This window comes from Mycobacterium sp. IDUB_39, assembly GCF_055419205.1.
In genome coordinates this window covers 254,620-279,543 of record NZ_JBVAXF010000005.1, presented here as the reverse complement: position 1 = coordinate 279,543, position 24,924 = coordinate 254,620, and the positions used below count along the sequence as shown (strand labels likewise).

Genomic DNA, 24,924 nt, shown 5'->3' with positions numbered 1-24,924 from the left:
GGTTGATCGTGCACTGGACGTGCGAGGCTCCATGACCTCCGCGTCAGAGGCATTCCTGTCCGCGATCGCGGACTACCCAGACGGGTCACTGGGCCCGCACGAGCTGTGTCTGTGCTGCGTGCGCGTGCTTCCCGTGGAACGGGCCGCGATCAGCGTCGGCGTCGCGTCGGACAACTGGGAGACGCTGGGCGCATCGGATGCGGCCGCCGCCCGGCTGGAGACCCAGCAGATCGTTACCGGCGAGGGCCCAGCCGTGGATGCCGTGGCCCGAGGCGGCCCCATCCTGGTCGACGACCTCGCGACGCAGTTCGACCGGTGGCCGGGCCTGATGTCAGCGCTCGGCGCCGACGCCCGCGGGGCGCTGTTCGCCCTTCCGCTGCAGATCGGTGCGATCGCGGTGGGCGTCCTGGATCTGGGCCGTGACGAGCCGGTGCCCCTGGACCCGCCCGAGATGACGACGATCCTCGCGGTGACTGACATCGTCACCATGGTGCTGCTGTCCCGCGCCTCGCCCGCCGAGGAGGACATCAGCCGGATCGACGCGTGGTGGACCCCGTCGCCGTCCTCCAGCGAGATCCATCAGGCCACCGGCATGGTGGTGGCCCAGCTGGCAGCTCCTGTTCGCATCGCGTACCTCCGGCTGCGGGCCCACGCATTTGCCAACGACCTGCCCCTCCTGGACGTGGCTCGCGAGGTGATCGCGCGGCGGCTGCGCTTCAACCCCGCCGACGATTGACCGCGCCCCACGAATTGACGACGATGGATTCAGACGAGGAGATCGTGATGGATGACCGAGAGGGCGCGCTGGTACAGGCGTTCGTGACACTGGCGGACACCCTTGTCGATGACTACGACGTGGTGGAGTTCGCCCAGGTGCTCGTCGAGGACTGCGTCAAGCTTCTCGACGCCGACACCGCCGGTCTGCTGCTCGACGACCTGCATGGCGGCCTGCAGGTGCTGGCCTCCACCACCGAGCAGGCACGCATGCTCGAACTGCTGCAGATCCAGTCCGATGCCGGACCGTGTCTGCAGGCCTACCACACTGGCGAGCAGGTGCTGGTCGAGGATCTGAGCACCGACACCGATCGGTGGACCGAGTTCGCCATCCGCTGCACCGCCGAGGGCTTCCGAGCGGTGTTCGCGATTCCGCTGCGACTGCGCAACGAGCGGATCGGCGCGCTGAACCTGTTCCGCAGACAGCCCGGGATACTGGCGCACCCCGACCTGCTTGTCGCACAGGCACTGGCTGACGTCGCCACGATCGGCATCCTGCATCAGCGGGTACTGACCCGCGGAGCACTGGTGAACAGCCAGCTGCAGACGGCACTGAACAGCCGGATCGTGATCGAGCAGGCCAAGGGCGTGCTGTCCGAGCGCCGCAGCCTCGACATGGAGCAGGCGTTCCGCGAACTGCGCACCATGGCCCGCAGCTCCAACCGCCACCTCAGCGACACGGCGCGGATGGTCATCGAGAACGCGAGCAGCAACGTGGTGGCCGACCCGTAAGCTTCCCGGGTGGCCGAGCCCCCGATGTCGCCCGATCTGAGCCTGACGACGCAGGTGTGGCGGTTCGTCGTCACCGGTGGGCTCTCGGCCATCGTCGACTTCGGGCTGTACGTCCTGTTCCTGCAGCTGGGCCTGCACGTCAACGTCGCGAAGACCATCAGCTTCATCGCGGGTACCACGACCGCCTACCTGATCAATCGGCGGTGGACCTTCCAGGCACCGCCGAGCCGGGCCCGCTTCATCGCGGTGTGCGCGCTGTACGCCGTGACCTACGCCGTCCAGATCGGCATCAACTACCTCTTCTACATGCTGTTGGACGAGAAACCGTGGCGTGTGCCGGTCGCGTTCGTCATCGCCCAGGGCACGGCGACGGTGATCAACTTCGTGGTGCAGCGCGCGGTGATCTTCAAGCTCAGATGAGCGAGGGCGGTACCCTTCATCACTGATATGTCTACCGAATCTGGCGCCACCCTGCCGCTGACGTCGCGTGCCCTGACCGGTTTCGGTCGTACCGCGCCGAGCGTGGCCCACGTGCTGTCGACCCCTGACGTCGAGGTGATCGCCGCCGCCGTCCGACGGGTGGCAGACGCCTCCGCCAGCGATCCCTCACACTTCCACCGCGGCATCATCGCGCGCGGACTCGGGCGCTCCTACGGCGACCACTCCTGCAACGGCGGCGGCATCGTCGTCGACATGACCGCACTGAACACCGTGCACTCCATCTCTGCCGACACCGCGATCGCAGATGTGGACGGCGGCGTCAGCCTCGACCAGCTGATGAAGGCCGCGCTGCCCTTCGGTTTGTGGGTCCCGGTGCTGCCGGGCACCCGGCAGGTGACGATCGGCGGCGCCATCGGCTCCGATATCCACGGCAAGAACCACCACAGTGCGGGCAGCTTCGGCAACCATGTGCTGTCTATGGACCTGTTGATGGCCGACGGCGACGTGCGCACCCTCACCCCCGATGGCCCGGACAGTGAGCTCTTCTGGGCCACCGTCGGCGGCAACGGCCTGACCGGCATCGTGATTCGCGCCCGAATCGCCATGACGCGCACCGAGACGGCCTACTTCATCGCCGACGGTGTGGCCACCGCGGACCTGGACGAGACCATCGCCGTGCATCAGGACGGCAGCGAGGACAACTACACCTACTCCAGCGCCTGGTTCGACCTGATCAGCCCGCCCCCGAAATTGGGCCGGGCAGCGGTCAGCCGAGGCAGCCTGGCCAGGCTGGATCAACTGCCGGCGAAGCTGGCCAAGAATCCGCTGAAATTCGATGCGCCGCAGCTGTTGACCGTTCCAAACATCTTCCCGATCAGCGCGATGAACAAACTGTCGTTCAGCGCCATCGGCGAGGTGTACTACCGGCTCGGCGGCACGTACAGCGGCAAGATCATGAATCTGTCGCAGTTCTACCACATGCTCGACCTGGTCAGCGGCTGGAACAATGCCTACGGCCCAGCAGGTTTCGCGCAGCACCAGTTCCTCGTGCCGCCGGATGCGCTCGACGAGTTCAAGGCCATCATCAGATGGATCCAGACCAGCGGACAGTATTCGGCGCTCAACGTCTTCAAACTGTTCGGCCCGGGTAACCGTGCGCCGCTGAGCTTTCCGATGGCCGGATGGAACGTCGCAATGGACTTTCCCGTCAAGGCCGGGGTCAACGAGTTCCTCAACGAACTGGACACCCGCGTCATGGAGTTCGGCGGACGCATCTACACCGCCAAGGACTCCCGAGTCAGTGCAGAGAACTTTCACAAGATGTACCCGCGCATCGATGAATGGATCGCGGTGCGCCGCAAGGCGGATCCCCACGGCGTCTTCGCCTCGGACATGGCACGCCGCCTCGAACTGCTTTAGAAAGGCTCTACCCCTACATGATTGACGCCACCGGAAACCCGCAGACGATCCTGCTATTGGGCGGCACCTCCGAGATCGGCCTGGCCATTTGTGAGCGCTACCTGCGCAACACGAAGGCCCGGGTGATCCTCGCGGACCTGCCCAACGCACCCAAGCGGGACGCCGCCATCGCACAGTTGCAGGCCGCCGGCGCCAAGTCGGTCGAATACCTGGACTTCGACGCCGTGGACACCGCCTCCCACCCGGCCGTCATCGAGGCCGCCTGGGCCAACGGCGATGTCGACGTCGCCATCGTGGCGTTCGGCATCCTGGGTGACGCCGAGGAGCTGTGGCAGAACCAGGCCAAGGCAGTGCTGACGGCTCAGGTCAACTACACCGCGGCGGTCTCGGTCGGCGTGCTGATCGGCGAGCGGATGCGCGCCCAGGGTTTCGGACAGATCATCGCGATGTCCTCGGTGGCCGGCGAGCGCGTGCGCCGCTCCAACTTCGTCTACGGCTCCACCAAGGCCGGCCTGGACGGCTTCTACCTCGGGCTCGGGGAGGCGTTGCGCGAGTTCGGCGTTCATGTGCTCGTCATCCGACCGGGTCAGGTCCGGACCACCACCACCCTGGACCACTGGAAGGCCACCGGCGCCAAGGAGGCGCCCTTCACCGTCGACAAGGAGGACGTCGCCGAGCTGGCGGTGTCGTCGGCGGCGAAGGGCAAGGACCTGGTCTGGGCACCGGGACCGGTGCGGTACCTGATGGCCGTCATGCGGCACATCCCGCGGCCGGTCTTCCGCAAGCTCCCGATCTGACGCCCGGTGGGCAGGAGCGAAGCGACCCGGGGAATGTGGCGCGTGGACCGCACCATCAGGACGGCGGGCCAGATGCTGGCTGCCGCCGTCGCCGCGGTGCTGATCTCCGTCGTGGCCCTGGCGGCCATCTCACGGGTGGAATGGCCCGCATTCAACTCCAGCAATCAGCTGCACGCCCTCACCACCGTCGGCCAGTTCGCCTGTCTGGCAGGACTACTGGCGTCCGGCTGGCTGTGGCGACGAGGTAGACACCGTCTCGCAGGGGCCGGCGCCGTGACGTTCCTGTCGGCATTCTCGATCGTCACGCTCGCCATGCCGCTGGGCGCCACCAAGCTCTACCTGTTCGGCGTCTCGGTCGACCAGCAGTTCCGCACCGAGTACCTGACGCGGCTCGCCGACTCGGCGGTCCCCCGCGATATGACCTACATCGGCCTGCCACCGTTCTACCCGCCCGGCTGGTTCTGGCTCGGCGGACGGATGGCCGACCTCACCGGGATGCCGGCATGGGAGGCCTTCAAGCCCTGGTCGATCATCTCGATAACCGTCGCGGTGGTCATCGCGTTCGTGCTGTGGGCCAAGATGATTCGCTTCGAAAGTGCACTCATCGTGACGACGGCCACCGCCGCGGTGACATTGGCGTACTCATCCACCGAGCCCTACGCGGCGATCATCACCGTGCTGCTGCCGCCGGTCTTCGTGCTGGCGTGGTCGGGGCTGCGGGGTCGCAGCCGGAACGGCGGGTGGGCTGCGGTTATCGGAGTCGGGCTATTCCTCGGTGCAGCCGCGCTCTTCTACACCCTGCTGTTCCTCTACTGCGCCTTCACCCTGACGATCATGGGGTTGGTGCTGGTCGTCGCGCGCTCCGGGCGGGACAGGCTCGACCCCGTGCTGCGACTGGTCGTCATCGCCGTCATCTCCGGCGCCATGGCCCTGATCGGGTGGGCGCCCTACCTGCTGGCCGCGCTCAAGGGCGCACCCGCGGACTCCGGAACCGCGCAGCACTATCTGCCTGCGGACGGGGCCCAGCTCACGTTCCCGATGCTGTCCTTCACCCTGCTTGGCGCGCTGTGCATGCTGGGCACTCTGTGGCTGGTCGCCTACGCCCGCAGTTCCACCCGCGCTGGCGCGTTGGCCGTCGCGGTCCTCGCGGTCTACGCGTGGTCGCTGCTGTCGATGCTGACCACCCTGGCGGGCACCACGCTGCTGTCGTTCAGGTTGCAGCCGACCTTGAGCGTGCTGCTGACGGCCGCCGGCGTGTTCGGCTTCATCGAGGCCACCCACGCATTGGCGACCCGATACCAACCCACCACGGGGCGACGCATCCTGGCCGGCGCGACGATCATCGGCGCGATCGGCGCCATGACGTTCAGCCAGGACATCCCCAACGTGCTGCGGGCCGATATCGCCGTCGCCTACACCGACACCGATGGCTCCGGGCAGCGCGCCGACCGCAGACCGCCCGGCGCGGAGCGCTACTACGCCGAGATCGACGAGCGCATCACCGCGACCACAGGACGGCCGCGCAACGAGACGGTCGTCATGACGGCCGACTACAGCTTCCTAGCCTTCCACCCGTACTACGGCTTCCAGGGCTTGACGTCGCACTACGCCAACCCGCTCGCGCAGTTCGACGAACGCTCGGCCGCGATCGAGGGCTGGGCCACGCTCACCAAACCCGATGAGTTCATCGCGAACCTCGACGGGCTGCCGTGGCAACCGCCCACGGTGTTCCTCATGCGCCACGGCGCCAATGACACCTACACGCTGCGACTTGCCAGTGACGTCTACCCCAATCAGCCGAACGTGCGGCGCTACCAGGTCACCCTCGACGCCGCCCTGTTCGACGACCCGCGCTGGGACGTCACCGACATCGGGCCGTTCGTGCTGGCGATCCGAACATGACCGGCAAGGGATCGCCGCAGGCCGGACCATTACCATCTAGGCCCGTGGTCCAAGACGCGGTGCCGGTGCGCAACCATCGAACCGTGCGCATCATCGCGATCGTCGCCGGCTTGCTCGGGGCGGTGCTCGCGATGGCGACCCCGATGCTCCCGGTCGAGCAGACCACCGCCGAACTCAACTGGCCGCAGAACGGCGTCCTGAACAGCGTCGATGCGCCGCTGATCGGGTACGTGCCCACTGCGCTCAACGTCTCGATCCCGTGCAGTGCCGCAGCCGGACTGTCCGGCACACGCAACGTGCTGCTGTCGACCGTGCCCAAGCAGGCGCCCAAGGCCGTCGACCGTGGGCTGCTCATCGAGCGCGTCGGTGACAACCTGCTTGTCATCGTCCGCAACACCCCCGTGGTCAGCGCACCGCTGGACCAGGTGCTCAGCCCCGCCTGCGAGCGCCTGACGTTCACCGCGCACGCCGACCAGGTCACCGGCGAGTTCGTCGGCCTTGTCACCGGCCCGGACTCCGACAAGCCCGGTCAGCCGCTGCGAGGCGAGCGTGGCGGCTACGACTTCCGGCCGCAGATCGTCGGCGTCTTCACCGACCTGTCCGGACCCGCACCGCCAGGCCTCACGTTCACCGCCACCATCGACTCCCGCTACAGCAGCACCCCGACCCTGCTGAAGACGCTGGCCATGGTGCTTGGTGTCGCGCTGACCATCGTCGCGCTCGGCGCGCTGCACGTCCTGGACTCCGCGGACGGCGTCCGGCACCGGCGCCTCCTGCCGCAGCGGTGGTGGTCACTGTCAGCGCTGGACGGAATCGTCGCGACAGTGCTGGTGTGGTGGCACTTCGTCGGCGCCAACACCGCCGACGACGGCTACATCCTGACCATGGCCAGAGTGTCCGACGGCGCCGGCTACATGGCCAACTACTACCGCTGGTTCGGCACCCCCGAGGCGCCGTTCGGCTGGTACTACGACCTGCTCGCACTGTGGGCACACGTCAGCACCGCCAGCGTCTGGGTGCGGCTGCCCACGCTGGTGATGGCCCTGGCCTGCTGGTGGGTGATCAGCCGCGAGGTGATCCCCCGCCTCGGACATGCGGTCAAGCACAGCCGGGCCGCGGCATGGACCGCGGCGGGCATGTTCCTCGCCTTCTGGCTGCCGCTGAACAACGGCCTGCGGCCAGAGCCGATCATCGCGCTGGGCATCCTGCTCACCTGGTGCTCGGTGGAGCGCGGTGTGGCCACCAGCAGGCTGCTGCCGGTGGCGATAGCGATCATCATCGGCGCGCTGACACTGTTCTCCGGGCCCACCGGCATCGCCGCCGTCGGCGCCCTGTTGGTCGCGATCGGCCCGCTGAAGACCATTGTCGGACAGCACACCTCGCGCTTCGGGCACCTCGCACTGCTGGCGCCCATCCTGGCGGCGAGCACCGTCACCATCATCCTGATCTTCCGCGACCAGACCCTCGTCGGCGAGTTGCAGGCCAGCACCTTCAAGTCGGCGGTCGGCCCCAGCCTGGCCTGGTTCGACGAGCACATCCGCTACGAACGCCTCTTCATGGCCAGTCCCGACGGGTCTATCGCGCGCCGCTTCGCGGTCCTGGTCGTGCTCCTGTCGCTGGCCGTGTCGGTGGCGATGATCCTGCGCAAGGGCAAGATTCCCGGCACGGCACTGGGACCCAGCCGCCGCATCATCGGCATCACCGTCATCTCGTTCCTGGCGATGATGTTCACCCCCACCAAGTGGACGCACCACTTCGGCGTGTTCGCCGGTCTCGCAGGCTCACTCGGCGCGCTGGCCGCGGTCGCCGTGACTGCGGCAGCCATGAAATCCCGGCGCAACCGGACCATCTTCGCCGCAGCTGTGTTCTTCGTCTGCGCACTGTCGTTCGCCAGCGTCAACGGCTGGTGGTACGTGTCCAACTTCGGCGTGCCGTGGTCGAATCAGTTCCCGGAGTGGACGTTCGGCTTCACCACGATCCTGCTCGGCCTGTCCGTGCTGGCACTGCTCGTCGCCGCGTGGTTCCACTTCACCGGGCGCGACAACACTCCGCCGTCGAAACCCCGGCGCTGGTCGCGAGTTGCCCAGGCCCCGCTGGCCGTCGCCGTGTGGGTGGTCGTCATATTCGAGGTGGCCTCCCTGACGCTGGGCATGATCGACCAGTACCCGGCGTGGTCTGTCGGCCGGTCCAATCTCGAGGCGCTGACCGGCAAGACGTGCGGTCTGGCCAACGATGTGATGGTCGAGCGCGACCCCAATGCCGGTGTCCTGCAACCCGTCGACGTCCCCGTGGGCGACGCACTGGGAGCCGTGACCGCGCGCGGCTTCACCCCGAACGGGATTCCCGCCGACCTGTCGGCCGACCCCGTGATGGAGCCCGCGGGCAGCGATAACTTCGCCGACTCGGACGGGTCCGTCGTCACTGGAAGTGAGCCCGGCACCGAGGGTGGCACGACCGCCGCAGCCGGGGTCAACGGTTCGCGCGCCCGGCTGCCGTACGGCCTGAACCCCGCGCAGGTACCAGTCATGGGCAGCTGGCGCTCGGGCCCGCAGCAGCCTGCCGCATTGCGATCCGCCTGGTACCGGCTACCGCCCAGTGACGAACGCGGACCGCTTCTCGTCATCGCCGCTGCGGGCCGATTCGACGCGGGCGAGGTCACCGTGCAGTGGGCCACCGACGAACAGGCCGCGCGCAACGAACCCGGTGGCGGCGTCGGCTTCGCCGATGTCGGCGCCGCACCCGCATGGCGCAACCTTCGCGCGCCCATGGGCGCCATCCCGGACGACGCCACCGTGGTGCGCGTTGTCGCCTCCGACGACGACCTCGCACCCCAGCACTGGATCGCGGTGACACCACCACGCATCCCGTCGCTGGAGACCCTGCAGCAGGTCGTCGGCTCGAGTGACCCGGTGCTGCTCGACTGGCTCGTCGGCCTGGCCTTCCCATGCCAACGTCCGTTCGGTCACGTCAACGGCGTCACCGAGGTGCCCAAGTGGCGGATCCTGCCCGACCGATTCGGCGCGGAGGCCAACTCGCCGGTGATGGACTACCTGGGCGGTGGACCGCTCGGCATCACCGAACTGTTGGTGCGGGCCACACCGGTGCCGACCTATCTCCGCGACGACTGGTTCCGGGACTGGGGCGCTCTGCAGCAGCTGACGCCGTGGTACCCGAACGCCGAACCCGCACGCATCGATCTGGGCACGGCGACCCGCAGTGGGTTGTGGAGCCCAGGGCCACTGCGACTGTCCTGACCACCGTGTAGACAAATGATCTCGCCGGCGGCCGCATGGCACCGCCACGCTCTCATCGGCGTGGCATACCCTTGAACGTCGTGCCCGCCCCGACCACTCGACTAGTCGCGATCATCGCCGGTCTCGTCGGATTTCTGCTCTGCGCGCTGACGCCGCTGCTGCCCGTCAAGCAGGACACCGCGACCATCCTCTGGCCCCAGGCCGCCGGGCCCGGCGGCCTGGTCACCGACATCACCGCGCCGCTGGTGTCGGGCGCACCCCGCGCCCTTGACGTGACGATCCCCTGCGTGACAACCGCCACGCTGCCGCGCGACGGCGGCGTCGTGTTGTCCACGATCCCGGCCGGCGGCATCGAGGCGGGCCGCAACGGCATGTTCATCCGCGCCAACGCCGACGTCGTCTACGTCGCGTTCCGCGACACCGTCGCCGCCGTGGCCCCGCGCGCCGCCGTGGACTCCGGCGCGTGCAGCAGTATCCGCGTGTGGGCCAACGTCGGCGCGGTCGGCGCGGACTTCGTCGGCATCCCCGGTGCCACCGGCACGCTGCCCGTGGACAAGCGCCCCCAGGTGGCCGGCGTCTTCACCGATTTGCAGGTCGCCGCGCAGTCTGGCGTCAGCGCTCGCATCGACGTCGACACCCGCTTCATCACCACACCCACCGCGCTCAAGACCGCCGTCATGGTGCTCGGCGTGCTCTGCGTCATCGCCTCGATCGTGGCGCTGATCCTGACCGATCGCGTCGCCGGCCGACGGCCACCCCGCAGTCGGCGCCGCGTCGGCCTATGGACCTGGCTGGCCGACGTCGGCGTGATCGGCACCCTGCTCGCCTGGCACGTGGTCGGGGCGCTGTCATCGGATGACGGCTACAACCTGACCATCGCCCGGGTGTCCGGAGAGGCCGGCTACACCGCCAACTACTTCCGCTACTTCGGCGCGACCGAGGCGCCGTTCGACTGGTATCAGAGCGTGCTGGCCCACCTCGCGTCGATCAGCACCGCCAGCGTCTGGATGCGTGTGCCCGCCACCGCGGCCGCGATCGCGACATGGCTCATCATCAGCCGCTGCATCCTGCCCCGCATCGGCAGGCGTGTGGCGGCCAACCGGGTCGCGGTGTGGACCGCGGGTGCGGTGTTCCTCGCCGCGTGGCTGCCGTTCAACAACGGCCTGCGCCCCGAACCGCTCATCGCGTTCGCCGTTGTCGCGGCGTGGATGCTGGTCGAGAACGCCGTGGGAACGCGGCGACTATGGCCCGCCGCGGCGGCGATCGTCATCGCGATGTTCTCCGTGACACTCGCCCCGCAGGGCTTGATCGCGCTGGCACCGCTGCTGGTCGGTGCGCGGCCCATCGCTCGCATCGTGACCGACCGCCGCGCCGCCAACGGCATCCTCGCGTCGCTGGCCCCGCTGGCGGCATCGGTGGGACTGGTGTTCGTCATCATCTTCCGCGACCAGACGCTGGCCACGGTCATGGAGTCGGTGCGCATCAAGTACGTCGTCGGGCCGACCATCCCCTGGTACCAGGAGTTCCTGCGGTACTACTTCCTCACGGTCGAGGACAGCGTCGACGGCTCGCTGACCCGCCGGTTCTCGGTGCTGATCCTGCTGCTCTGTGTGCTCGGTGTGATCATGGTGCTGCTGCGCCGCGGCCGGGTGCCCGGCGCCGTCAGCGGACCGGTGTGGCGGCTGGCGGGCACGACGGCGGTCGGACTGCTGCTGCTGACGCTGACGCCGACCAAGTGGGCGGTGCAGTTCGGTGCCTTCGCCGGACTGGCGGGCGCGCTCGGCGGCGTGACCGCGTTCGCGTTCGCCCGCGTGGGGCTGCACAGCCGCCGGAACCTGGCGCTGTACGTGACCGCGCTGATGTTCGTCCTCGCGTGGGCGACGTCGGGTATCAACGGCTGGTTCTACGTCGGCAACTACGGCGTGCCGTGGTTCGACAAGCAGCCCGTCATCGTCGGCTTCCCCGTCACCACGATCTTCCTGGTGCTGGCCATCGCCGGCGGCCTGCTCGCCGGCTGGCTGCACTACCGGATGGACTACGCGGGCCATACCGAGGTCGCCGACACCGGGCGTAACCGCGCGCTGGCGTCGACGCCGCTGCTCATCGTCGCCTCGATCATGGTGGTGCTCGAGCTGGGCTCGATGCTCAAGGCAACCGCGAGCCGCTACCCCGTCTACACCACCGGTGCGGCGAACCTGGCGGCACTGAGATCGGGACTGTCGGACGCCAGCTGCGCCATGGCCGACTCTGTTCTCGTCGAGGCCGACCCCAACGCCGGCATGCTCCAACCTGTCCCGGGTCAACGCTTCGGCGAGTACGGCCCGCTTGGCGGCGAAGATCCCGTCGGCTTCACCCCGAACGGCGTCAGCGACACCCTGGAGCCTGCTGAACCCGTCGCCGCGAACCCCGGCACCGTCAACTCCGATGGGCCCGTCGACAAACCCAATATCGGCGTCGGCTACGCAGCCGGCACGGGCGGCGGCTACGGCCCCGAGGGCGTCAACGGGTCGCGGGTGTTCCTGCCGTTCGGCCTCGACCCGAAGCGCACCCCGGTGATGGGCAGTTTCGACGAGAACACCGTTGCCGCCAAGGCCACCTCGGCCTGGTACCAGCTGCCGCCGCGCACGCCGGACCGGCCGCTCGTCACCGTCGCCGCCGCGGGCGCGATCTGGTACTACGAGGAGGACGGCTCCTTCAACTACGGCCAGTCACTCAAGCTGCAGTGGGGCGTACAGCAGCCGGATGGCTCATACCAGGCACTCAACGAGGTGCAGCCGATCGACATCTTCCAGCAGAAGGCGTGGCGCAACCTGCGCTTCCCGCTGACCACCGCGCCGCCGGAGGCCAACGTCGCGCGCATCGTCGCCGATGACCCGAACCTGTCCACCGACCAGTGGTTCGCGTTCACGCCGCCGCGCATGCCGGTGCTGCAGACCGCGCAGCAGTTCCTCGGCAGCCAGACCCCGGTGCTGATGGACATCGCCACAGCGGCCAACTTCCCGTGCCAGCGCCCGTTCGCCGAGCACCTCGGGGTGGCCGAACTCCCGGAGTACCGCATCATCCCGAACTTCAAGCAGATGGTGGCCTCGTCGAACCAGTGGCAGTCCGCCCAGGACGGCGGACCGTTCCTGTTCATCCAGGCACTGCTGCGGACTGAGGCGATCCCGACGTATCTGCGCGACGACTGGTACCGGGATTGGGGCGCCATCGAGCGCTACGTCCGGGTGGTACCGCAGGAACAGGCGCCCAACGCCGTCATCGAGGAGGGATCGACGCGAGTGTTCGGCTGGAGCCGTGGCGGACCGATTAGGGCACTCCCGTGAGCGGGGCTGCGGGCACTCTCACGAGCGAGACTGACCGCCCAGCGGTGAACGACGTGAAGGTGGCGCGCTGGGTCGCCACGATCGCCGGCCTGCTGGGCTTCGTGCTCGCGGTCGCCACCCCGCTGCTGCCCGTCATCCAGACCACGGCGACGTTGAACTGGCCGCAGCAGGGCCAACTCAGCAATGTCACCGCGCCGCTGATCACACAGGCACCCGTGAGCCTCACCGCGACGGTGCCGTGCGCCGTGATCGGCGACATGCCCGCCGACGGCGGTCTGGTCCTGGGCACCGCGCCTGCCAAGGGACGCGACGCGGCGCTCAACGCCATGCTGGTCACCGTCACGAAATCGCGTGTCGATGTGATCGTCCGCAATGTCGTGGTCGCCAGCGTGAATCGCGATCGCGTGGCCGGAACCGGCTCCGCCCCCGGTTGTTCGAGTATCGACATCACCTCCACCATCGACGGAACCTTCGCCGACTTCGTGGGCCTGACCAAAGCGGACGGCTCACCGCAACGCACCGGCTACGCCGACCCGAACCTGCGGCCCGCCATCGTCGGCGTCTTCACCGACCTCACCGGGCCTGCGCCACAGGGGCTCTCGATGTCGGCGACGATCGATACGCGGTTCACCACTCAGCCGACGCCGCTGAAACTCACGGCGATCCTGCTGTCGATTGTCTCGACCGTCATCGCGCTGCTCGCGCTGTGGCGGCTCGACCGACTCGACGGCCGGCGGATGCACCGCCTCATACCGACACGCTGGCGCACCTTCACACCGGTCGACGGGGTGGTGATCGGCGGGTTCGCACTCTGGTACGTCATAGGCGCCAACTCATCCGATGACGGGTACATCCTGCAGATGGCCCGGGTGGCCGATCATGCGGGCTACATGTCGAACTACTTCCGCTGGTTCGGCAGCCCCGAGGACCCCTTCGGCTGGTACTACAACGTGCTCGCCCTAATGACCAAGGTCAGCGATGCCAGCATCTGGATCCGGCTACCCGACCTGATCTGCGCGCTGGTCTGCTGGCTGCTGCTGTCACGCGAGGTGCTACCCCGACTGGGGCCCGCCGTGTGGTCGAGTCGCAGCGCCATGTGGGCAGCGGGCCTGGTGCTACTGGCCGCGTGGATGCCGTTCAACAACGGCCTGCGCCCCGAGGGCCAGATCGCCACCGGCGCCCTCATCACGTACGTGCTGATCGAGCGCGCCATCACGTCGGGTCGGCTGACCCCGGCCGCGCTGGCCATCACGACGGCCGCATTCACGCTCGGCATCCAGCCGACGGGCTTGATCGCGGTGGCCGCATTGCTGGCCGGCGGCCGGCCCATCCTGCGCATCATCATGCGCCGCCGACGCGTCGTCGGGACCTGGCCAGTGATCGCACCGCTGCTGGCGGCGGGCACGGTGATCCTCTGCGTGGTGTTCGCCGACCAGACCCTGGCAACGGTGTTGGAGGCCACCCGGATTCGCACGGCGATCGGCCCCAGCCAGGAGTGGTGGACCGAGAACCTGCGGTACTACTACCTGATCCTGCCGACCACCGATGGTGCGATATCGCGGCGGGTGGCATTCGTCTTCACCGCGATGTGTCTGTTCCCGTCGCTGTTCATGATGTTGCGGCGCAAGCGGATTCCAGGCGTTGCACGCGGCCCGGTCTGGCGACTGATGGGCATCATCTTCGCCACCATGTTCTTCCTGATGTTCACGCCCACCAAGTGGATTCACCACTTCGGACTGTTCGCCGCCGTGGGTGGTGCGATGGCGGCCGTCGCCACCGTGCTGGTCTCGCCGCTGGTCCTGCGGTCGGCCCGCAACCGGATGGCATTCCTGTCGCTGGTGTTCTTCGTGTTGGCCTTCTGCTTCGCCTCCACGAACGGTTGGTGGTACGTCTCCAACTTCGGTGCGCCGTTCAACAACTCGGTGCCCCAGTTCGCCGGCATCTCGGTAAGCGCGGTGTTCTTCGCGCTGTCGATCATCGCGGCGCTGTGGGCGTTCTGGTTGCACGTCTCGCGCCGGGGTGACTCGAAGGTTGTCGACCGGCTCACGGCGGCACCGATACCCCTGGCCGCCGGATTGATGGTCGTGGTGATGATGGCGTCGATGGCGATCGGCGTCGTCCGCCAGTACCCGACTTATTCGAATGGATGGGCCAACGTCCGCGCACTCGCCGGCGGCTGCGGCCTCGCCGACGATGTGCTGGTGGAACCCGACTCCAACGCCGGTTTCCTGACGGCCCTGCCCGGCAACTACGGCCCACTCGGTCCGCTCGGCGGAGAGGCTCCGACCGGATTCTCCCCCAACGGCGTTCCCGACCGCATCATCGCCGAGGCAATCCGGCTGAACAACCCGCAGCCCGGCACCGACGTCGACTGGACCCAGCCCATCAAGCTGGCCCGGCCGGGTATCAACGGTTCGACCGTGCCGCTGCCCTATGGTCTTGACCCCGCGCGTGTCCCAGTGGCCGGAACGTATTCGACTGGGGCACAACAAGAGAGCAAGCTAGCCTCGGCGTGGTACGACCTACCCGCCGCCGACGACGCGCACCCGCTGGTGGTGATCACCGCGGCGGGCACGATCTCGGGCATTAGCGTCGCCAATGGTCTCGACTCGGAACAGACCGTCGAACTCGAGTACGCCCGGCGCGGTCCCGACGGGGCGCTCACCCCGGCGGGCCGAGTGAAGCCGTACGACGTCGGCCCGACGCCGTCGTGGCGCAATCTGCGCTACCCGCGTGCGGAGATCCCGGCCGACGCGGTGGCCGTGCGGGTCATCGCCGACGACCTGTCTCTGAGCCAGGGCGACTGGGTCGCGGTCACGCCACCACGCGTGCCCGAGGTGCGCTCGGTGCAGGAGTACGTCGGATCGCAGCAACCCGTGCTGATGGACTGGGCGGTCGGCCTGGCCTTCCCGTGCCAACAGCCGATGCTGCACGCCAACGGCGTCACCGAGGTGCCCAAGTTCCGCATCGCACCGGACTACAACGCCAAGCTGCAGAGCACCGACACGTGGCAGGACGGCAAGAACGGTGGCCTGTTGGGCATCACCGACCTGCTGCTGAAGGCATCGGTGATGTCGACGTATCTGTCGGAGGACTGGGGTCAGGACTGGGGCTCGCTGCACCGGTTCGACACGGTTGTGGACGCCGAACCCGCCGAACTCGACCTCGACTCCGCCACACGCAGCGGGCTGTGGTCACCCGGGCAGATCCGGATCAAGGCTTAGGCTCGAGCGCATGAGCGGCGAGCGAGAAGCGGAGCGGGATCGCGCATGAGCGGCGAGCGAGAAGCGGAGCGGGATCGCGCATGAGCCAGACCGCCCGGCTCGGACGGGCCACCCTGACACGCGTGGTGGAGCACGGATTCATGGTGCCCTCAGCCATGTTCGCCCAGACCCCGCCCGAGGCCTGGGCCGACAACGCGGACCTTCTGGTGCCGACGTTCTACGATCCCGAGGCTGATCGCTGGCGAGTGTCGATACAGACGTGGGTCATCGAGGTCGACGGTCTGACAGTGCTGGTGGACACCGGTGTCGGCAATGACCGTGAGCGCCCGCACATCCCGGGCCTGGCCAACCTCGACACGAGCTACCTTGCCTCGCTCGCGGCGGCCGGTTTCGAGCCCGGCGACATCGACATCGTCATCAACACGCACCTGCACACCGACCACGTCGGCTGGAACACCAACCGGGTGAACGGGTCATGGGTGCCGACGTTCCCCAACGCGCGCTATCTGGTGCCTGAGGCGGACTACCGACACTTCTCCCCCGATGGTCTCGGTGACGATGAGGGTGCGCGGGTCGTGTTCTCCGACAGCGTGTTACCAATCGCCGATCAGATGGAGCTGTGGTCGCAGGACCTCGTGCTCAGCGAGTCACTACGGCTGCGTGCAGCGCCGGGACACACACCCGGATCATCGGTGTTGTGGCTCGACGCGGGTAAGCCCGCCGTCTTCGTGGGCGACCTCACGCACTGCCCTGTCCAGATTCCGCGGCCCGATGATCCGTGCGGGTTCGACGTCGACGCGCGTGCGGCGGCTGCGACGCGCCACCGGGTGTTCACCGAGGCGGCGCGCGCCCGTGCGACCGTCATCCCGGCGCACTACCCCGGTCATGGCGGCGCGACGATCGTGGCGCGCGGCGACCGGTTCGAGGTCGATGACTGGCTGGAGATTGACGCGATCTAGTTCACTCTCCGCCGAACGTGAACAAGATGGCCATGTTTCGCGAAATGCTCGCAATCTTGTTCACGTTGGGCGCAGCCGTGCTCGTCGAGTCAGTGCGGTGTACCGAGATACGGGAACTCCGCCAGCGTGTCGGTGTGCGGGCTCAGCCCGGTCGGCGGGCAGTCGCCCTTGGTCAGAAACGCCAGCCGGTAGTCGATCACGTCATCGGTGAACACCCGACCGTTCGGGTACTTGGCGGGTCTAGCCGGGTCGAACGTGAGCATGTCGGGCAGAGTGCCCTCCTCGTCGATGGCCGCGATGGCCTCATCCCTCGAGTAACCACCGGTGTGGCCCATCAGGTGAACGAACATGTCAATCCACTGTTCGCGGTCATCGGCCGGCACGGACGCGTTGTACCGCTCCTTGGTGTCGTCGGTGTTGAAGAAACTGCTCACCGACGGGTGCCCGGCCCGGTCGACGTGCAGCAGTTCCCCGTCGCGGCGCACGCTGCAGCGGCCCCAGATCCGCATGTCGGTGTGCACCCCGAGCGCGCTGGTCGGCAGCTCGAGCACCATCGAGAACACATTGGCCTCGGTGTTGGAATCCACACCCGTCCAAGGGGATTCGGCACCCAGGTGGGGCGCGGTGAAGTTGCGGCCACCGGATGTGTCAAACAGGTTCTTGATCCCGTCGAAGTCGAAGAAGAACGCGTCGCTGCGGGCACCCGCGAAGAATGTGATGCCATCCGATGTCACGACGTTCGGCGTCTTGCCGAAGGACACCTCGACACCCTCGAAGATCCTGGCCCCCACGGCTTCGGGGTTCTGCGCCTCGTCGCCACGGGCCAGATGGACGTCGACGGTCTGACGTCCATCAGCAGGCTCGGAGAAGACGAAGCTGAACGCGATGTCATTGAGCAGGTCGCCGTCGTTATCGATGGCGAGCCGGTAGATCGCGTCAGGGTGCAGCGCGTCAGCCGTGGGATTGGCGTTGAGAATCAGCACCGTCCGGGTGGGATCAGCCGGAGACTGGAAAGCGTAGAGATCGCACAGATCAAGGCGTTGGTCGCCAAGTGGTGGCCCGAGGCTCAGCCCGGTGAAGTGGTTTGACACAAGGGCCAATTGAACGCGCGTCAGGCCCCCCGCGTGGCACGTTCACCCGAACCGGGCCCTAGATCGGGGTCAGCCCATGCTTGCGGTTCACGCGCGAGATCTGCTTGTCGGCCAGCAGTCGTATCGCGCTACGCAGCAGCAGACGGGTCTGGTGCGGTTCTATGACCCCGTCGATGTAGCCACGTTCGGCGGCGATCCACGGCGTCGCCAAGTTGGCGTTGTAACCCTCGATGAAGTCGGCGCGGATCTTCTGCACCTCGGGTGCCGTCGGATCGGGGAACCGCTTGACCAGCAACTGAGCGGCACCCTCGGCACCGATCACCGCGATGCGCGCGGTGGGCCAGGCGAAGTTCAGATCGGCGGTCAGCTGCTTGGACCCCATCACCGCGTAGGCACCGCCGTAGGACTTGCGCACGGTGATGGTCACCTTCGGCACATCGGCCTCGACGACGGCGTTGAGGAAGCGGCCACCACGCTTGATGATGCCGCCCTTCTCCTGCTCCACGCCCGGCATGAAGCCCGGGGTGTCGACCACGAACACCAGCGGCGTGTTGAACGAGTCGCAGAACCGGATGAAGCGGGCGGCCTTGTCAGAAGCCTCGTTGTCGATGGCACCCGACATGTACATGGGCTGGTTGGCGACAACGCCCACCGGCCGGCCACCCACCCGGGCGAAGGCGGTGATGATCGCCGGGCCCGCCTGCTCGGCGACCTCGAAGACGTCACCGTCGTCGAAGATGCGCAGCAGAATCTCGTGCATGTCGTAGGCCGTGTTGTCGGCGTCGGGCACGATCGCGTCGAGTTCCAGGTCGTGCGGGGTGATCTCCGGTTCGAGACCTGGGTTGACGATGGGCGGGTCGTCAAAGGTGTTGGCGGGCAGGAAACTCAGGTAGTCGCGCACGTATTGGAACGCCGCGGCCTCCGACTCCACCACCTGATGGATGTTGCCGTACCTGGCCTGCGCATCGGCACCGCCGAGTTCATCGAGCGACACCTCCTCACCGGTGACGTCCTTGATGACGTCGGGACCCGTGACGAACATGTAGCCCTGATCCCGGACGGCGACCACCAGGTCGGTCTGGATCGGCGAGTACACCGCACCACCGGCGCACTTGCCGAAGATGAGCGAGATCTCGGGAACCAGTCCGCGGAGCAGTTCGTGGCGTCGGCCCAGCTCGGCGTACCAGGCCAGCGATGTCGCGGTGTCCTGGATGCGCGCGCCCGCGGAGTCGTTGATGCCGATGATCGGGCAACCGACCATGGCGACCCACTCCATCAGCTTCGCGACCTTGCGGCCGAACATCTCCCCGACCGAGCCCTGGAAGACGGTCTGGTCGTGGCTGAACACACCGACCGGGCGGCCGTCGATCATGCCGTGGCCCGTGACGACGCCGTCACCGTAGAACGCGTTGGGATCACCCGGCGTCCTGGCCAGTGCGCCGATCTCGAGGAAGGTGCCCGGATCCAGCAGCGAGTGGATGCGCGCCCGCGCCGACGGGATACCCCGCTTGTCGCGCTTCGCCCTGGCCTTCTCGTCGCCGGGATCCTTGGCGAGTTCCAGCCTCGCGCGCAGGTCAGCTAGCTTCTCGGCCGTGGTGTGCGGCTTGGCGGGGGTGGGGGCGTCCGCAGTCACTTGGGCTTCTTCTCCTCAGCCTCAACCTGGTTGATCGCCTCGCTCATATGCGCGCCGACCTTGGCAATGTACGGCTCATCGATCGCCTGGATGTGTTCGCCCCCGATGGGCACGACCTCCAGATTCGGCGCGAACTCACCCCACCCGCCGTCGGGCTGACGGGTGGCATACGCCGGCTCGAAGACGATGGCGTCATCGTGGTAGCGATCGGCCATGTAGAGCGTGACATGTCCGTCGTAGGGCTGGATCTCGATGGTGTCCAGCGCCCGGTTGTCCAGGTACGAGGTGCGCTGGTGCTCGATGATCCCGCCGGGGATCTGCACGCCGCTCTGCGCGACGATATCCAGCACGTACTTCACCTGGCCCTCGTCGTCGAGCTTCTCCAGTTCCTCATAGGGAATCTCGGGGACCTCGACGTTGAACGTACGCTCGGCGAACCGCGCGTAGCGATCCCAGCGCGCACGCATCCCGGCCTGGGACTTGTCGATCGGCACGCCCGGGCGCACGCAGTCGATCAGGCCGACGAAGCGGACATCGGCGCCGGCCTGCTTGAGTCCGATGGCGCAGGCGTAGGCCAGCGCACCGCCCAGTGACCAGCCCGCCAGCACGAACGGGCCCTTGTGCATCTCCAGCAGTTTGGGCACGTACTCGGCGGCCCGCTCCTCGATGGAGCCCTCAACCCGCTCGATGCCGAACACCGGGATGTCGGCGGGCAACCGCTTGATCAGCGGCTCGTAGACCACTGTGGATCCACCCGCCGGGTGGAACACGAACAGCGGCACGCCATTCGAGCCCTCCGATGCGGGGCGCAGGGTACGAACGAATCCGTCCACCACGCCGTCCTCGAGCTGGTCTCGGACGTGGGTGGCCAGTTCCTCGATGGTCTTGGCCGATGTCACGTTCTCGACGGTGATGACGCCCTCGGCGCGCTCGGACAAACGGCCGGCCATCTTCTCGGCAACAGCGGCGTCGAGCGACGGCAACTCGTTGAAGATGCCGCCGGGTGACTTGCCGGTCACGATCGCCCAGGTGGCGAAGGTGACGCGCTCGGCCGCGTCACGCGGAGGGACGTCGGCGCCGAGCGCCTCGGTGACGGCCTCCTGGGTGAGCACCGCAGCCGCCGCACCCGCGGCGCTGGGACCCGCCGGGTTCGTCGGCGGAGGCGGTGCCGGGACCGCGGGGCCCGCCGGATTGGTTGGCGGGGGCGGGATGTCGGCCGGCGCGGCCGCATCGTTCTCGTCAGCGTCCTTCTTCTCCCCGAGCGGGTGTCCGGCCTCGGCCAGCTTCGCCTCGAGTTCGGCCACGGTGGTGGCGCCACCGAGCAGCTCAGCCTGGGCCGCGGCGATCTCCTCGGCCGTCTGACCCTTCTGCTGCTCGGCGAGCTCGCCGACCTCCTCGCGATGCTCGATCGCGTACTGGATCAGCTTCTCGACGGCGTACAGGTTGGCGTCGCGCACCGCGGTCAGCTGAATCGGCGGCAGGTCGAAGTCGTACTCGACGCGGTTCTTGATCCGCACCGCCATCAGCGAGTCCAGACCCAGCTCGATCAGCGGCACCTCCCACGGCAGGTCCTCAGGCTCGTAGCCCATGGCGCTGCCGACGATGGTGCCCAGCCGCTGTGCGATGGTCTCGCCGGAGTCAGGTGACCACTTGGCGAAGCCCGAACCGAGGTTCGCACCCTTGGTCAGGTTGTCACTCAGGATCGCAACGTCGTCCGGGGTCTCCTCGGGCACAGCCTGGGCGGCCACGGCGTCGGTGGCGACCGCGGTGCCCGCGACTGCTACTCCGACACCAACTGCGGCTGGCAACGTGGTGGCCGCGCCGCCACGCGAGACGATCGCGTCGTAGACGAGGGTGAACGAATCACCGATGCGAGCGTGCACCTGCACCGTCGCACCGCCGGGGTGCCGGGTCAGCGACGTCACGAGACGCGCATCGTCGGACGGCACCGCACGCTGCTCGAATGCCGTCAGCTTGGCATCCGGGATCACCTGCACCGCAGCGGCTCTGACGAGCGTGGCGAGGTCGGTGGCGTCGCGCGGGGCGAACTCCCACACGTGCCGACCGTCGGGCATGGCCACATGGGCACCCGGCATGATCGCGCTGCCATCGCCGGCGAACCGCACGTCCAGCCAGTGCGGCTTGCGCTTGAACCGGGTCGGGGGGATACCCGCGAAGTCCAGCGCGCCGGCCAGACCGCGGGAGCGGCGCGGGAACAGGGTGCGGAAGTCGAGGTCGTGGCCGTGCACGAACAGGCTCGCCATGGCCGTGGTCATCGAGTCGACCTCGTCCTGCTTGCGCGCCAAGGTCGCAATCAGCTGCGCGTCATGAAGCCCTGCGCTGGCCGTGGTGAGGCCAACCTGCATGAGCGCCACCGGATTCGGGGCCAACTCCAGGAACGTGGTGTGCCCGTTGTCGACGGCGTTGCGGATGCCGTGCGTGAAGTACACGCTGTGCCGCAAGCCCTTCTTCCAGTAGTCGACGTCGTGGATCGGCTCGCCACCCGCGCGAATCAAGCCGCCCTCGTGCACCGTCGAGTAGTAGGGCACCTGCAACGGGCGTGGTTCGATGCCCTGGATCTCGGCGGCCAGTTCGCCGAGCAGCGGATCCATCTGCTGGGTGTGGCTGGCGCCCTTGGTCTGGAACTTGCGGGCGAACTTGCCCTCCGACTCGGCGCGCGCGATGATCGCGTCAACCTGCTCGGGCGGGCCACCGATGACCGTCTGGGTCGGCGCCGCGTACACGCACACCTCGAGATCGGGGTAGTCCGAGAAGACCGTCTTGATCTCCTCGGCGGAGTACTCGACGAGCGCCATCAGGCGGATGTACTCGCCGAACAGCATCGCCTCACCCTCACCCATGAGGTGGGCGCGCGAGCAGATGGTGCGCGTGGCGCCCTCCAGCGACAGGCCGCCCGCGAAGTAGGCCGCGGCCGCCTCACCCAGCGACTGACCCACCAGCGCACCGGGTTTCGCACCGTGCGCCTTGAGCACCTCACCGAGTGCGACCTGGATCGCGAAGATCACGGTCTGCGTGGTCTCGATGCCGTAGTCCTGGGAGTCGTCGAGGATCAGCTCCACGACGGAGTAGCCGCGCTCGTCCTGCACGTAGGCATCGACCTTGTTGATCCACTCGGCGAAGATCTCGTCGCGCAGGTAGAGGCTCTTGCCCATCTTGCGGTGCTGCGCACCGAAACCGGCGAGCACCCACACCGGACCGTTGGTCACCGGACCGTCGGCGGCCAGCACCAGGGGGCTCTGCTTACCCTCGGCAAGCGCCCGCAGACCCTTGACCGCCTCATCGTGGTCATGCGCGAGCACCACGGCGCGCGATCGCCCGTGGTTACGCCGCGACAGTGCGCGCCCGATCGACTCCAGCGACGACTCCCGACCCTCCGGGCTCTCGATCCAGTCGGCCAGCTCGGCTGCGGCGGCGCGCTTGCGCGAGGTCAGGAAGCCCGACACCGCAAGGGGCACCAGCGGTTTCGCCGGGCCTTCGGCAGCTGCCGCGGACTCCTCGGCCGCGAGCTCCTCGCGTGCCACCTCGAGCAGGCGCAGCGCCTCATCGGTCAGGCCGGGAAGCTCGGGCTCCTCAGACCCCTGGGCGGACGCGCCGTACTCGTCGGCGTCATCGTCGTCATCGTTGTCGATGAACTCGCCGTACTCGTCCATGCGGACACCGCCGACGAACACCGCACCGGCGTCACCGGCATCCTTCTTGCCCTCTGCCGCTTCGGTTTCCGGCTCGGGCTCGACGAGGTCGGCCGGCAGCACCTCGCGAAGCACCAGGTGTGCGTTGGCACCACCGAAGCCGAAGCCCGAGACGCCCGCAATGGCGTGTCCGCTGTAGCGCGGCCAATCCGAGACGGTGTCGTTGACCTTGAGGTGTTCCCGATCGAAGTCGATGTAGGGGTTCGGGCCCGCGTAGTTGATCGACGGCGGCAGCTTGTCGTTCTTGAGTGACAGCACGACCTTCGCGAGGCTGGCCGCACCGGCGGCCGACTCGAGGTGTCCCAGATTGGACTTCACCGCACCGAGCAGGGCGGGCTTGTCCGCGGCACGGCCCCGGCCGACGACTCGGCCGAGCGCGTCGGCCTCGATCGGGTCACCGAGGATGGTGCCGGTGCCGTGCGCCTCGACGTAGTCGACGGTGCGCGGGTCAATGCCGGCGTCCTTGTAGGCCTTGCGAAGTACCTGCTCCTGCGCGTCGGGATTCGGCGCGAGCATGCCGTTCGAACGGCCGTCGTGATTGACCGCGCTGCCCGCGATCACGGCGAGGATCTCGTCACCGTCGCGACGCGCGTCGGCGACGCGCTTGAGCACCAGCATGCCGCCACCCTCGGAACGGGCGTAGCCGTCGGCGTCGGCGGAGAAGGACTTGATCCGGCCGTCGGGTGCGAGCACGCCGCCAACCTCGTCGAAGCCGATGGTGACCAGCGGGGTGATCAACGCGTTGACGCCGCCGGCGACCACGACGTCGACATCGCCTGCGCGCAGTGCCTTGACACCCTCGTGCACGGCGACCAGCGATGACGAGCACGCGGTGTCGATGGACATTGACGGGCCGCGGAAGTCGTAGAAGTAGGACACCCGGTTGGCGATGATCGAACTCGCGGTGCCGGTGATGGCGTACGGATGCGCTGTCGAGGGATCGGCCACACCGAGGAACTGGTAGTCGTTGGTGGAGCTGCCGACGTAGACGCCGACGCTCTCACCACGCAGGCTCGATGCCGGAATCCTGGCGTGTTCCAACGCTTCCCAGGTCAACTCGAGGGCCATCCGCTGCTGCGGATCGATGTTGTCGGCTTCCATCTTCGACAGTGCGAAGAACTCGGAGTCGAAGCCCTTGATATCGGTCAGGTAGCCGCCGCGGGTGCGGGCCTTGGCGACCCGCTCCGCGATCCGGGGCTCGCAGAGGAACTCCTCCCAGCGCCCCTCGGGCAGATCGGTGATCGCGTCGCGGCCCTCGATCAGGCCCTGCCACAGCGTCTCTGGGGTGTTGAGGTCACCCGGGAGGCGGGTGCCGATACCGACGATGGCGATATCGTCGACGTCAGCCGCGCGGGACCAGTCCTCACCGTCCAGCGCTGCCTGGTCCACCTCGGGCTCGCCCTCGATGATCACCGTCGCCAGCGACTCGATGGTCGGATTCCGGAACACCACGGTGGCCGTCAGCATGACCCCGGTGAGGTCCTCGATATCGCTGGCCATGGCGACCGCGTCACGCGAGGACAGGCCGAGTTCGACCATGGGCGCCGACTCGTCGATACCGTCCGGGGACTGGCCGGTGGCATTGCCGATCCAGTTGCGCAGCCATTCGCGCAGCTCGGGGATCGTCATGTCGGTGCGGGCCACCGAGTTCTCGGCGACCGGGTT

The 24,924-nt window shown here is 67.9% G+C and carries 13 protein-coding genes; 10 read left to right on the top strand and 3 right to left on the bottom strand.

The window, feature by feature from the left end; translation table 11 throughout:
- The first annotated feature begins 31 nt into the window (after window positions 1–31).
- The 10 genes from ACZY0X_RS20000 to ACZY0X_RS19955 all read left to right on the top strand — a co-directional run bounded on the left by ACZY0X_RS20000 (window position 32) and on the right by ACZY0X_RS19955 (window position 16,825).
- Window positions 32–736 (top strand): GAF and ANTAR domain-containing protein, encoded by a 705-nt coding sequence (locus tag ACZY0X_RS20000; RefSeq protein WP_463772854.1) that lies wholly within the window; start codon window positions 32–34, stop codon window positions 734–736.
- A gap of 47 nt (window positions 737–783) precedes the next feature.
- Window positions 784–1,506 (top strand): GAF and ANTAR domain-containing protein, encoded by a 723-nt coding sequence (locus tag ACZY0X_RS19995; RefSeq protein WP_463772852.1) that lies wholly within the window; start codon window positions 784–786, stop codon window positions 1,504–1,506.
- A gap of 24 nt (window positions 1,507–1,530) precedes the next feature.
- Window positions 1,531–1,926, top strand: a complete 396-nt coding sequence (locus ACZY0X_RS19990) for a GtrA family protein (protein WP_463773371.1) — start codon at window positions 1,531–1,533, stop codon at window positions 1,924–1,926.
- A gap of 27 nt (window positions 1,927–1,953) precedes the next feature.
- Complete coding sequence (locus ACZY0X_RS19985) at window positions 1,954–3,366, top strand: FAD-binding oxidoreductase (RefSeq protein ID WP_463772850.1); 1,413 nt, start codon at window positions 1,954–1,956, stop codon at window positions 3,364–3,366.
- A 17-nt stretch (window positions 3,367–3,383) separates the two neighbouring features.
- Window positions 3,384–4,163: a decaprenylphospho-beta-D-erythro-pentofuranosid-2-ulose 2-reductase gene (locus ACZY0X_RS19980; RefSeq protein ID WP_463772849.1), complete on the top strand. Its 780-nt coding sequence runs from the start codon at window positions 3,384–3,386 to the stop codon at window positions 4,161–4,163.
- Window positions 4,164–4,196: 33 nt separating this feature from the next.
- Entirely contained in the window at window positions 4,197–6,065 is a 1,869-nt protein-coding gene (locus ACZY0X_RS19975; RefSeq protein WP_463772848.1) for a galactan 5-O-arabinofuranosyltransferase, read from the top strand.
- The gene (locus tag ACZY0X_RS19970) at window positions 6,062–9,319 is read left to right on the top strand and encodes an arabinosyltransferase domain-containing protein (protein WP_463772847.1); all 3,258 of its coding nucleotides are present in this window, start codon (window positions 6,062–6,064) and stop codon (window positions 9,317–9,319) included. Before ACZY0X_RS19975 ends, ACZY0X_RS19970 begins: the two co-directional genes overlap by 4 nt.
- Before the next feature lie 80 nt (window positions 9,320–9,399).
- Window positions 9,400–12,642, top strand: a complete 3,243-nt coding sequence (locus tag ACZY0X_RS19965) for an arabinosyltransferase domain-containing protein (protein ID WP_463772845.1) — start codon at window positions 9,400–9,402, stop codon at window positions 12,640–12,642.
- Window positions 12,643–12,686: 44 nt separating this feature from the next.
- Entirely contained in the window at window positions 12,687–15,866 is a 3,180-nt protein-coding gene (locus ACZY0X_RS19960; RefSeq protein WP_463772844.1) for an arabinosyltransferase domain-containing protein, read from the top strand.
- 80 nt (window positions 15,867–15,946) lie between these two features.
- Window positions 15,947–16,825, top strand: coding sequence for an MBL fold metallo-hydrolase (locus ACZY0X_RS19955; protein WP_463772842.1), 879 nt, complete (start codon window positions 15,947–15,949; stop codon window positions 16,823–16,825).
- An 89-nt stretch (window positions 16,826–16,914) separates the two neighbouring features.
- Here the strand turns inward: ACZY0X_RS19955 and ACZY0X_RS19950 are convergent, their stop codons facing one another.
- The 3 genes from ACZY0X_RS19950 to pks13 are packed head-to-tail and all read right to left on the bottom strand — an operon-like array spanning window position 16,915 to window position 24,888.
- Window positions 16,915–17,916 carry a DUF4331 family protein gene (locus ACZY0X_RS19950; protein WP_463772841.1) on the bottom strand — a complete coding sequence of 334 codons (1,002 nt, stop codon included), beginning with the start codon at window positions 17,914–17,916 and terminating at the stop codon, window positions 16,915–16,917.
- A gap of 58 nt (window positions 17,917–17,974) precedes the next feature.
- Window positions 17,975–19,549: an acyl-CoA carboxylase subunit beta gene (locus tag ACZY0X_RS19945; RefSeq protein WP_463772839.1), complete on the bottom strand. Its 1,575-nt coding sequence runs from the start codon at window positions 19,547–19,549 to the stop codon at window positions 17,975–17,977.
- Complete coding sequence (gene pks13, locus ACZY0X_RS19940) at window positions 19,546–24,888, bottom strand: polyketide synthase Pks13 (protein ID WP_463773370.1); 5,343 nt, start codon at window positions 24,886–24,888, stop codon at window positions 19,546–19,548. The genes ACZY0X_RS19945 and pks13 overlap by 4 nt, the downstream gene beginning before the upstream one ends.
- Between the last annotated feature and the right edge of the window lie 36 nt (window positions 24,889–24,924).